The sequence below is a fragment of the Dyella sp. genome (assembly GCF_035508675.1).
Classification (GTDB): Bacteria; Pseudomonadota; Gammaproteobacteria; order Xanthomonadales; family Rhodanobacteraceae; genus Dyella_B.
On record NZ_DATJMN010000393.1, the window covers coordinates 19,225 to 28,358 of the forward strand.

Sequence of the window (9,134 nt, forward strand, 5' to 3'; positions counted from 1 at the left end):
CTTTCACCGGCCACAAAAAAGCCGTCCGGCCCGGACGGCTTTTTTGATTCCGGCTTCGAAAAAACCCGGCTTACTTGCCCTTGCCGCCCGTCGCCAGGTTGAGAATGTCCTTGGCTTGTTGCTGCAGGTCCTGGGCATCGCTATCGCTCAGTGGCGTGGTGTTGCCGCCCGACTCCTGCGTCTTGAGCACCAACGAACCGTCGTCGCCCCAGCCGGCCGTATCCACCGAGGTGGGCTTGGCATTCTGGCTGGGCTTCTTCTGCTGTTGTGCGACCCACGGCTTGCCATCCTTGTAGGCGAAGTCCGTGCTGGTAAAGCCCTTGTCACCATAGTCGGCCAGCTCGCGGATGAACTTCACTTGGCCATCTTCGCGGAACACCTGCCAGGCCAGTGAAGCATCCTTCTCGAGCTTGGTGCCGGAGGAGCGCTTCATGCCGCCGATCTGCTTCTGCACGCCCTGGAACGCCGCCAGCAGTTTTTCGCCAGGGGTCTGCTCGGGAGTGAGTTCGACATTGACGTTGGTGGTCGGATTGCCCTTGGTCAGTACCGGGGCCTGCAGCGGCATGGCGTAGTGGCGATCGCCATCAACCAATTGCGCCTGGACGATGTAAAGATCGTTGGTGGCTACGTTGGCAGGACTGAAATCCAGCTCGAACGGCTGCGGGAACGTGGTGGCCGGCGCAATTTCCTTGGTCGCCAGCGGCGGCGAACCTTGTGCGGTCACGTCGACGATGCTGAGACTGAGCTTGCTCTGCTGCGAAGGCGTACCGCCACCGCGGATCGTGACCGTACCGGTGACGCTGTGCGCGACGGGAGCCGGCGCGCTCGCTTCGGTACTTTCCGTGCCGGTCGACGACGCCGGAGTTGAAGAATTATTGCAGCCGGCTACTGCCACTGCTGCCACTGTCATCAGCGACCAAACAACGCTGCGCATGGAATGGAAACCTCGGGTTGGATCGATTCGAACGCTATGCCTGCCGAACGCATCGCGTCGCAAACAGCGCGGGGGAGCCTCAGAGCATAGCCCAAAGAACACTGACGGAAAAGTCAACGGCCCGGGCGACCATTCGCAAGCGTATGTTCATGCCCGGTCGATGAGTGGCTGCGCCCTGGATAGGTCGGTCCAGCGGCGCGTAGGAAAGTCTGATGGCAGCCCGACGAGAGGCTAATGGGCGGGCATCGCAGCGGCGCCTGCCGCAGTTTCTTGCCCTTCGCGGCACCGCTGTGTCAACCCTGATTCGACTGACGCGTTTGTGCGCCCTAGGATGAATTCGAATCCATCACTACATCGCAATTTAATGCGAGGCGCTGGTAGAAAAAGTGCGGCAACCGGCCTCCTCGCGAAGATCGGCTGGTGCCGGCCAGGTTGTAAAACAGAAACCTTGGCAAGCACTTACCAGTCCAAACGCTCGACATCCGTGGAATTTTTGCAATGAATCTGCAAACACATACCCCCCTCGCCGAAACCGGCAGCACGTTCGCTGATCGCATAAAACTGCTGATCCAGCGGGTTGGCAGCGTGACGGAGATCGCCCGAATGTGCGGGTTCTCGGAGGGTGTGGTACGCAGTTGGCGTGACGGCAATACCGACCCTTCGCGTGCCCGCTGCGTCACCCTCGCGCGCACCCTGGGTATTTCGCTGGTCTGGCTAGTGGCTGGCGAGGGATCGATGCTCGACCCCGGCGCGGTCGTCCCGGACGGCATCACCGCCATGGCCAGTTCCGAAGCGAATGCCCCGCGCCATCGTTCCAAGCTGCGCACGGCGGCCGATTCGCTGGAAGCGAGCGGGATGGACGTGCAGCGTTTGAACACCGCACTGCGCATCTTGCAGTCGGAGTTGGACCTGGCCGACAGCCATCTGACCCTGGCCGAGAATTCGGACATGCTCGCCGAGCTCTACGACATCCTTGGTCCGGGCGGTAACGATGTCGACGCGACGGCGATGGTGGCCTTCAACCACCGCCTGGCCGAACGCCTGAAAGGCCGCGCAGCGGCCCGCCTGGCGTCCTGACCGGCATTCAAGCAGCGGTAAAAAAGCCGATCGTTTTTTAGTTTGCACATGCCCGCTACAAGCGGGCGATGTCGGCAATAGCGGTGAACTGCGCCTTCAGGCGCCCGAGCAGCGCGAGTCGGTTGGCCCGCACGACGGGATTTTCGGCGTTGACCAGTACCTGGTCGAAGAACGCGTCGACCGGCGCCTGCAATTGGGCAAGACGCGCGAGCACGGCGGTGTAATCGCGGCGCTGCAAAGCGGCGGCGGTGTCGGCCTGCGCGGCGGCCAGCGCTTGCGCCAGCGCGCGCTCCGCATCCTCTTCGAAGTGCGCAGGATCGACGTGTTCGCGAATGCTCTGCGCTCCTTGCTCCTCCTGCTGCTTGCGCAGAATATTGGCGACGCGCTTGTTGGCGCCGGCAAGGCTTGCCGCCTCCGGCTGCCGTCCGAATTCGACCACCGCGCGCAGACGACGATCGAAATCGACCAGGCTTATCGGCGCGACGGCCAGTACGGCTTCGTATTGCTCGGTGGTGAACCCCTTCTCCGCGTAGTAGCCGCGCAGGCGCTCGAGCACGAATTCGCTGAGTTCGGACACGAGCAAGGCACGGCGCTGACCGACGTCCAGCGTGGGTGCCCTGCCGTCCTTGCCGGGCTTCAAGCCAGCGGCGAGCGCGGCCTCCGGCAGCAGTTCCAGCGCCTCGGCGAATAATGCCTTGTGGTCGAGCTCCAGGCCGCCTTCGATCAGGGTGCGCGCCAAGCCCAACGCGGCACGGCGCAGGGCGAACGGATCTTTGTTGCCGCTTGGCTTCAAGCCCACGGCAAAAATGCCGGCCAGCGTATCGATGCGCTCGGCGACGGCAAGCACCTGCCCCACTTTGCCCGCGGCAATGCTGTCGCCTGCAAAGCGTGGCTGGTAGATGCTGTCCAGCGCGTCGGCCACTTCGGGTGATTCCTTATCATGCTGTGCGTAGTAGCGCCCCATCACGCCTTGCAGCTCGGGGAATTCGCCCACCATGCGCGTGAGCAGGTCGCACTTGGCCAGCGCTGCCGCACGCGTTGCCAGGCCGGCGTCCACCTCGACGCGGTTGGCCACAATGCGCGCGATTTCCGCCACGCGTACGCTCTTGTCCCACAGGCTGCCCAGCGCCTGCTGATAGGTGACGTTCTTCAACGCCTCCTGGTAGCTGGCCAGTGGTGTCTTCAGGTCTTCGTCCCAGAAGAATTTCGCATCGGCGAAGCGCGGGCGGATCACGCGCTCGTAGCCTTTGCGGATCTCGCCCGGATGCTTGCTGTCGATGTTGGCGACACCAATGAAGTGTTCGCTGAGCTTGCCTTGTGCATCGAACACCGGCACGAATTTCTGGTTGGCCTCCATCGTGGTGACCAGGGCTTCCGGCGGCACGCTGAGAAATGCGCGATCGAACGTGCAGGCGATCGCAACCGGCCACTCGGTGAGATTGGCGATTTCATCAAGCAACGCATCATCGAGCCGCGGCGTCCCACCTGTTTCTTTGGCGACACGCGCCACCTCGGCGCGAACGCGTTGACGGCGCTCGATCGGATCGGCCAGCACCTTGGCCATGCGCAAGGCATCGACGTAGCTATCCGCATCGGCCAGGTGTATCGGCTGCGGATGCATGAACCGATGGCCGCGCGATTGGCGCCCGCTGCGTAGCCCCAACACGTGGCCATCGATGATCTCCGCACCATGCAGCATCACCAGCCAATGCACCGGGCGCACGAAGCTGTAGTCGTGGTCGGCCCAGCGCATCGGCTTCGGAATGGGCAGGCCTTTGAGCGCTTCATCGACGATTTCCGGCAGCAGGGCGGCCACCGGTTGGCCCGGCTTCACCGTGCGATACACGAACCAGGCGCCTTTGTCGGTTTCGAGCTTCTCCAGTTGCGCCACGTCGACGTTGCAGGACTGCGCAAATCCGATCAGTGCCTTGCTGGGATTACCTTCCTGGTCGACCGCGGCATTCACCGCCGGTCCACGGCGCTCGATCGACTGCTCAGGTTGCGCGACCGCCACCTCGGGAACATGCACGGCCAAACGCCGCGGCGTGACATACAGCGTGGCCTGGTCGAGCAGCGCTGCAATACCGCGTTTGCCCAAGCCTTCGCAAATGCCGCGCAGGAACGAGGCGCCCAGTTCGTCCAGGGCTTTGGGCGGCAGCTCTTCCGTGCCCAGCTCGATCAGCAATGACTTGGCGGCACTCATGCAGCCTGCTCCTTTTGGGGTTGCTTCAATCCAGGGAAACCGAGCTTTTCTCGCTGCGCCACGTACGCTTCGGCCACGCTGCGCGACAAGGTACGCACACGCAGGATGTAGCGCTGCCGCTCGGTGACGCTGATGGCGCGCCGTGCATCGAGCAGGTTGAAGGTATGGCTGGCTTTCATCACCTGCTCGTAGGCGGGCAACGGCAGGCCGACCGCGATCAGCTTGTTGGCTTCGCCTTCGCAGACATCGAACCAGCGCAGCAATTCGGCCACGTTGGCATGCTCGAAGTTGTAGGTGCTCTGTTCCACTTCGTTCTGGTGGAACACGTCGCCGTAGGTGACCTTGCCATGCGGACCTTGCGTCCAGACCAGGTCGTAGACGTTGTCCACGTTTTGCAGGTACATCGTCAGGCGTTCCAGGCCATAGGTGATTTCGCCCGTGACAGGCTTGCACTCCAGGCCACCGGCCTGCTGGAAGTAGGTGAACTGGGTGACTTCCATGCCGTTGAGCCACACTTCCCAACCCAGGCCCCACGCGCCGAGCGTGGGCGATTCCCAGTTGTCCTCCACGAAGCGCAGGTCGTGCACCTGGGGATCGAGACCCAGTTCCTTGAGCGAGCCGATGTATAGCTCAAGGATGTTTTCCGGGTTCGGCTTCATCACCACCTGGTATTGGTAGTAATGCTGCAGGCGGTTAGGGTTTTCGCCGTAACGGCCATCGGTAGGGCGGCGCGAGGGCTGCACATACGCCGCGGCCCAGGGCTCGGGGCCCAGCGCGCGCAAGAATGTAGCGGGGTGGAAGGTACCTGCGCCCACCTCGGTATCGAGGGGCTGCAACAGCACGCAACCCTGGCCGCCCCAGTAGCGGTTAAGGGTCTGGATCACATCCTGGAAGGTAGGCGCGGACATCTCTTTCCTAACCTGAGAGTAAAGCGCGTTAGTATAGCCGCAGCGCATCTTTTCGCTGTTTTTCCGCGCGCTGAGAGGGGAATCCGCCCATGCCGGCAACACAACAAATCGCCTCCATGTTGGGCCGCCGCGGCCGGCTGGCGCTGGACGATGTCCTGGCTGCCCTGGTCGTGGATGGCTTCCTCTCGGCCGACGACGCCAAGCAGCTGCGCATCGGAAACCGCGCCGGGCGCAGCAGCGTGGAACTGAATCCGCTGGTGATCATCGCCAACGCCAAGCTCATCAATCGTCGCGATCCGGGCCGGCCGCTCAGCCTGGAAGGATTGACCGACTGGCTGGCAGGTCAAGCCGGCCTGCCGTACCTGAAAATCGATCCGATGAAGATCAACGTGGCGGCGGTCACCCAGGTGGTGAGTCACGCTTACGCGCAACGCCACCGCATTCTTCCGGTAGCCGTCACGTCCGGCGAAGTGACCTTTGCCACGGCGGAGCCGTTCGACAGTTCCTGGCCGAAGGACCTGTCGCAAATGTTGCGCCGTGATGTGCACCGGGTAGTGTCCAGCCCGATCGACATCAACCGCTATCTGCAAGAGTTCTACGGCGTGCAGCGCTCGATCCAGCTGGCGAAGGATGCCAAGAGCCAGAGTGGTTACGACTCCTCGGCGCTACTGAATTTCGAGCAATTGCTGGAACTGGGCAAGGCCGGTGAAGTCGGCGCCGACGATCGGCATGTGGTGCACATCGTGGACTGGCTGCTGCAGTACGCCTTCGAGCAGCGCGCGTCGGATATCCACCTGGAGCCACGCCGCGAGGCCGGCATGATGCGCTTTCGCATCGACGGCGTGATGCACAAGGTGTTCGAATTGCCGCCGCCGGTGATGACCGCAGTAACCTCGCGCATCAAGATTCTGTCGCGCATGGATGTCGCCGAAAAACGCCGCCCGCAGGACGGCCGCATCAAGACACGCGCGACGTCGGGCCGCGAAGTGGAGCTGCGTATTTCCAGCATGCCCACCGCATTCGGCGAAAAGGTGGTGATGCGTATCTTCGACCCGGATATCGTGGCGAAGGATTTTTCACAGCTTGGCTTCTCGCCGCAGGAAGACAGCTTGTGGCGAAGCATGGTGGAGCGGCCTTACGGCATCGTGCTGGTGACCGGCCCGACGGGTTCGGGCAAGACCACCACGCTTTATTCCACACTCAAGCATCTGGCCACGCCGGATATCAACGTGTGCACGGTGGAAGACCCGATCGAAATGGTCTCGCCCGAATTCAACCAGATGCAAGTGCAAACATCGATCGATCTGGATTTTGCCGCTGGCGTGCGCACGCTGTTGCGTCAGGACCCGGACATCATCATGGTCGGCGAAATTCGCGACCTGGAAACGGCGCAGATGGCCGTGCAGGCTTCGTTGACCGGCCATTTGGTGCTTTCCACGCTGCATACCAACGATGCACCAAGTGCCGTGACGCGATTGCTCGATCTGGGCGTACCGCATTACCTGATTCAATCGACGCTGACCGGTGTCGTCGCCCAACGACTCGTGCGTACGCTATGCCCGCACTGCAAGCTGGAGACGCAGCAGGATCCGCACGAGTGGACCGTGTTGACGCACGGCTGGTCGATGGCGGTGCCCGAGCGCGTATTCAAGCCAATGGGCTGTTTGGAATGCCGTCACACCGGCTTTCTTGGCCGCACGGGTATTTATGAAATGATGTCGCTGAGTCCGCGCCTGCGCGGCCTGATCGGAGCGCAGCTGGACTTGATCCGGTTCAGCCAGGCCGCGCTGGTCGAAGGCATGCGGCCCTTGCGCATTTCCGCCGCCGACCAGGTGGCGAGCGGCCTGACCACCGTGCAAGAAGTGCTGACTGTGTTGCCACCGGTCGAGCATGTCGAAGACTCTCCTCCTTGAAATTTGATCATCTGTCTTGCTCGCATGAAACCCATCCTGATCATCCGCACAGGCCAGGCTCCCGATAACATCCGGGCAAAGCATGGTGATTTTCCGCATTGGTTTAGACTCAGCGCGCAATTGGCGCCGCAGCGAGTGCGGGTAGTAGACGTGGCTGCGGGAGAAGCGTTGCCTGCGCCGCAAGAGGTCTCCGGCGCATTGATTACCGGTTCTGCAGCCATGGTGACCGATCGTGCCGCGTGGAGCGAACAAACAGCCGGTTGGATCCGCAACGCCATGGACGCCGATCTACCGTTGCTTGGCGTCTGCTACGGCCATCAATTGATGGCGCATGCCTTGGGCGGACGGGTCGATTATCTGCCCGGGGGGCGGGAGATCGGCACGCTGCCGATCGAGTTGCTGCCCGGTGCGCAACAGGATGAGTTGACCGCCTTTCTGCCTGGGCAATTTCGCGCACATACGACCCATGAACAAAGCGTGCTGGAAGTTCCGAAAGACGCGAAGGTGCTGGCTCGCTCAGCGCGCGATCCGCATCATCTGATCCGCTACGGCCGTAACGCCATCAGCGTGCAGTTTCATCCCGAATTCAACGCCGACGTGATGCGCGCCTATATTCGGCGCAAACACCATGATATGCACCGTGAGGGCTTTGATCCGCAGCATATCTATCGGCAGGTGGCAGCAACGCCTCTGGCGAGGCGCTTGCTCAAGGTGTTCTCAAGACATCATGGGCTCAGCCACACACCGCGTTAACGGTTGCGCGGCGGCATCGGAAAAGGCGTAACCTTTTGCCCATCCGCCGCGTCGCGGATAGCGAGCGAGCCTTTGCGATCGACTTCTTCAATGCGCACGATGGCTTGCATGGGCAAGTGCAGGACGCGCGTGTCCTTGAACTCCTCGCGCAGGCGCTCTTCGGTGGGATCCACGACGATTCCTTCGCCCGTCGGTTCGAACTCCAAGCCACCCACTTCGGTAAAACCCCATAGGCTGCTTGAAGCAACATGCCGGGCATACAGCTCGTAGCATTTGCCAAGATGCAGGAACGTGACTTTGTAAAGTTTCTGATTGCGCATGGCGCCTAGTTTACCGACGCATGCGGCGCATGATCGCATTGCGGGACAACAGGGCAAATAGCACCCCGAACAGGAAGCCCGCCAGATGCGTCCACCAAGCGTATCCGCCGTAACTGGGTCCGCCCAGGTAGCTGAAAAGCAGCTGCAGCAGCGCCCATATGCCGATCAGCAGAAATGCCGGTACGCGAACGAATTCCAGATAGAAGCCAAGCGGAAGCACCAGCCCCAGGCGAGCCCGCGGAAACAGTGAAACGTACGCGCCGAGCACAGCTGACACCGCGCCACTGCATCCAATGATTGGCCGGACTTCCCCCGCAAGCGAGATGGCGCCGGCGAAATTGGCAACCACGCCGCCGAGCAGAAACAAGATCAGGAAGCGGATCGAGCCCAGCGTCCGCTCTGCAGGGATCCCGAAGATCATGAGGAACAAAAGGTTACTGAGCAAATGTAACCATGCGACGTGGATGAACAGGGCTGTGACCAGGCGAAGTAGCGCAGGATCACGTAACTGCTGCCAGATCGGCTGATGCGTGTCGAACACATTGGCGGGAACGGTGCCCCACTCCAGCAAGAAAGTGACGCGCCGCGGTGGCGACATCGAAGCCAACGCCACAAAGGTCACCACGCAAATGAAGATCAGCAACATGGCCGCCCAATGCAGGCGTGGCTGGCGTCGGGTTTCGACATTCACAAACACGGCGTTCTCCTCGACGAGCGCACTGGTCGAGCGGACCGAGAATACATCTTAGGTGATAACACATTGCTCCATGTGACGTTCGCGAAATCGACCTCACCGCCGCAGGCGAGCTGGCAAACAGTCGGTCTCCCGGTTAGCTACTGGCAGCTAAGGCGCGCATGGCGCAGCCGCTTACGGGTTCGCGCCATAAAGCAAAACGCCTTCCCGTTTGGGAAGGCGTTTTAGGGATAAAGCCCCTGGCGGTGACCTACTCTTGCATGGAAGTCCACACTACCATCGGCGCAGCTGCGTTTCACTTCCGAGTTCGGGATGGGATCGGGTGGGGCCAC

General features: G+C 61.7%; 8 protein-coding genes and 1 rRNA gene. 3 read left to right on the forward strand and 6 right to left on the reverse strand.

From position 1 onward, the window contains the following. Positions 1–70: 70 nt before the first annotated feature. Entirely contained in the window at positions 71–934 is an 864-nt protein-coding gene (locus VMA74_RS20940; protein WP_325370555.1) for a YbaY family lipoprotein, read from the reverse strand. Positions 935–1,432: 498 nt separating this feature from the next. On the opposite strand from VMA74_RS20940, the gene VMA74_RS20945 reads away from it, so the two are divergent. Further along, the gene (locus tag VMA74_RS20945; RefSeq protein WP_325370557.1) at positions 1,433–2,011 is read left to right on the forward strand and encodes a transcriptional regulator; all 579 of its coding nucleotides are present in this window, start codon (positions 1,433–1,435) and stop codon (positions 2,009–2,011) included. A gap of 55 nt (positions 2,012–2,066) precedes the next feature. Here VMA74_RS20945 and glyS read toward each other — a convergent pair whose 3' ends face one another. Both glyS and glyQ read right to left on the reverse strand, forming a co-directional pair. Further along, positions 2,067–4,214 carry a glycine--tRNA ligase subunit beta gene (glyS, locus tag VMA74_RS20950; RefSeq protein WP_325370559.1) on the reverse strand — a complete coding sequence of 716 codons (2,148 nt, stop codon included), beginning with the start codon at positions 4,212–4,214 and terminating at the stop codon, positions 2,067–2,069. Next, positions 4,211–5,122, reverse strand: coding sequence for a glycine--tRNA ligase subunit alpha (glyQ, locus tag VMA74_RS20955; protein WP_325370561.1), 912 nt, complete (start codon positions 5,120–5,122; stop codon positions 4,211–4,213). Before glyQ ends, glyS begins: the two co-directional genes overlap by 4 nt. An 89-nt stretch (positions 5,123–5,211) precedes the next feature. Here glyQ and VMA74_RS20960 point away from each other — a divergent pair, with 89 nt between their 5' ends. Together VMA74_RS20960 and VMA74_RS20965 are read left to right on the forward strand one after the other, a co-directional pair. Then, entirely contained in the window at positions 5,212–7,035 is a 1,824-nt protein-coding gene (locus VMA74_RS20960) for a GspE/PulE family protein (protein WP_325370563.1), read from the forward strand. Between the two features lie 24 nt (positions 7,036–7,059). Beyond that, positions 7,060–7,788 carry a glutamine amidotransferase gene (locus tag VMA74_RS20965; protein ID WP_325370565.1) on the forward strand — a complete coding sequence of 243 codons (729 nt, stop codon included), beginning with the start codon at positions 7,060–7,062 and terminating at the stop codon, positions 7,786–7,788. Here VMA74_RS20965 and VMA74_RS20970 read toward each other — a convergent pair. The 3 genes from VMA74_RS20970 to rrf all read right to left on the reverse strand — a co-directional run. Then, positions 7,785–8,108, reverse strand: a complete 324-nt coding sequence (locus VMA74_RS20970; RefSeq protein WP_325370567.1) for a DUF1820 family protein — start codon at positions 8,106–8,108, stop codon at positions 7,785–7,787. The genes VMA74_RS20965 and VMA74_RS20970 overlap by 4 nt on opposite strands. A gap of 10 nt (positions 8,109–8,118) precedes the next feature. Next, entirely contained in the window at positions 8,119–8,754 is a 636-nt protein-coding gene (locus VMA74_RS20975) for a rhomboid family intramembrane serine protease (protein ID WP_414649650.1), read from the reverse strand. A gap of 285 nt (positions 8,755–9,039) precedes the next feature. After that, positions 9,040–9,134, reverse strand: a 5S ribosomal RNA gene (rrf, locus tag VMA74_RS20980); the annotation flags it as partial.

Bases quoted from the DNA above. Each gene is read 5' to 3' on its own strand.
- VMA74_RS20970 (WP_325370567.1), bottom strand. From the start codon at position 8,108: ATGCGCAATCAGAAACTTTACAAAGTCACGTTCCTGCATCTTGGCAAA.
- VMA74_RS20960 (WP_325370563.1), top strand. From the start codon at position 5,212: ATGCCGGCAACACAACAAATCGCCTCCATGTTGGGCCGCCGCGGCCGG.
- glyQ (WP_325370561.1), bottom strand. From the start codon at position 5,122: ATGTCCGCGCCTACCTTCCAGGATGTGATCCAGACCCTTAACCGCTAC.
- VMA74_RS20965 (WP_325370565.1), top strand. From the start codon at position 7,060: ATGAAACCCATCCTGATCATCCGCACAGGCCAGGCTCCCGATAACATC.
- VMA74_RS20975 (WP_414649650.1), bottom strand. From the start codon at position 8,754: ATGTTGCTGATCTTCATTTGCGTGGTGACCTTTGTGGCGTTGGCTTCG.
- VMA74_RS20945 (WP_325370557.1), top strand. From the start codon at position 1,433: ATGAATCTGCAAACACATACCCCCCTCGCCGAAACCGGCAGCACGTTC.
- glyS (WP_325370559.1), bottom strand. From the start codon at position 4,214: ATGAGTGCCGCCAAGTCATTGCTGATCGAGCTGGGCACGGAAGAGCTG.
- VMA74_RS20940 (WP_325370555.1), bottom strand. From the start codon at position 934: ATGCGCAGCGTTGTTTGGTCGCTGATGACAGTGGCAGCAGTGGCAGTA.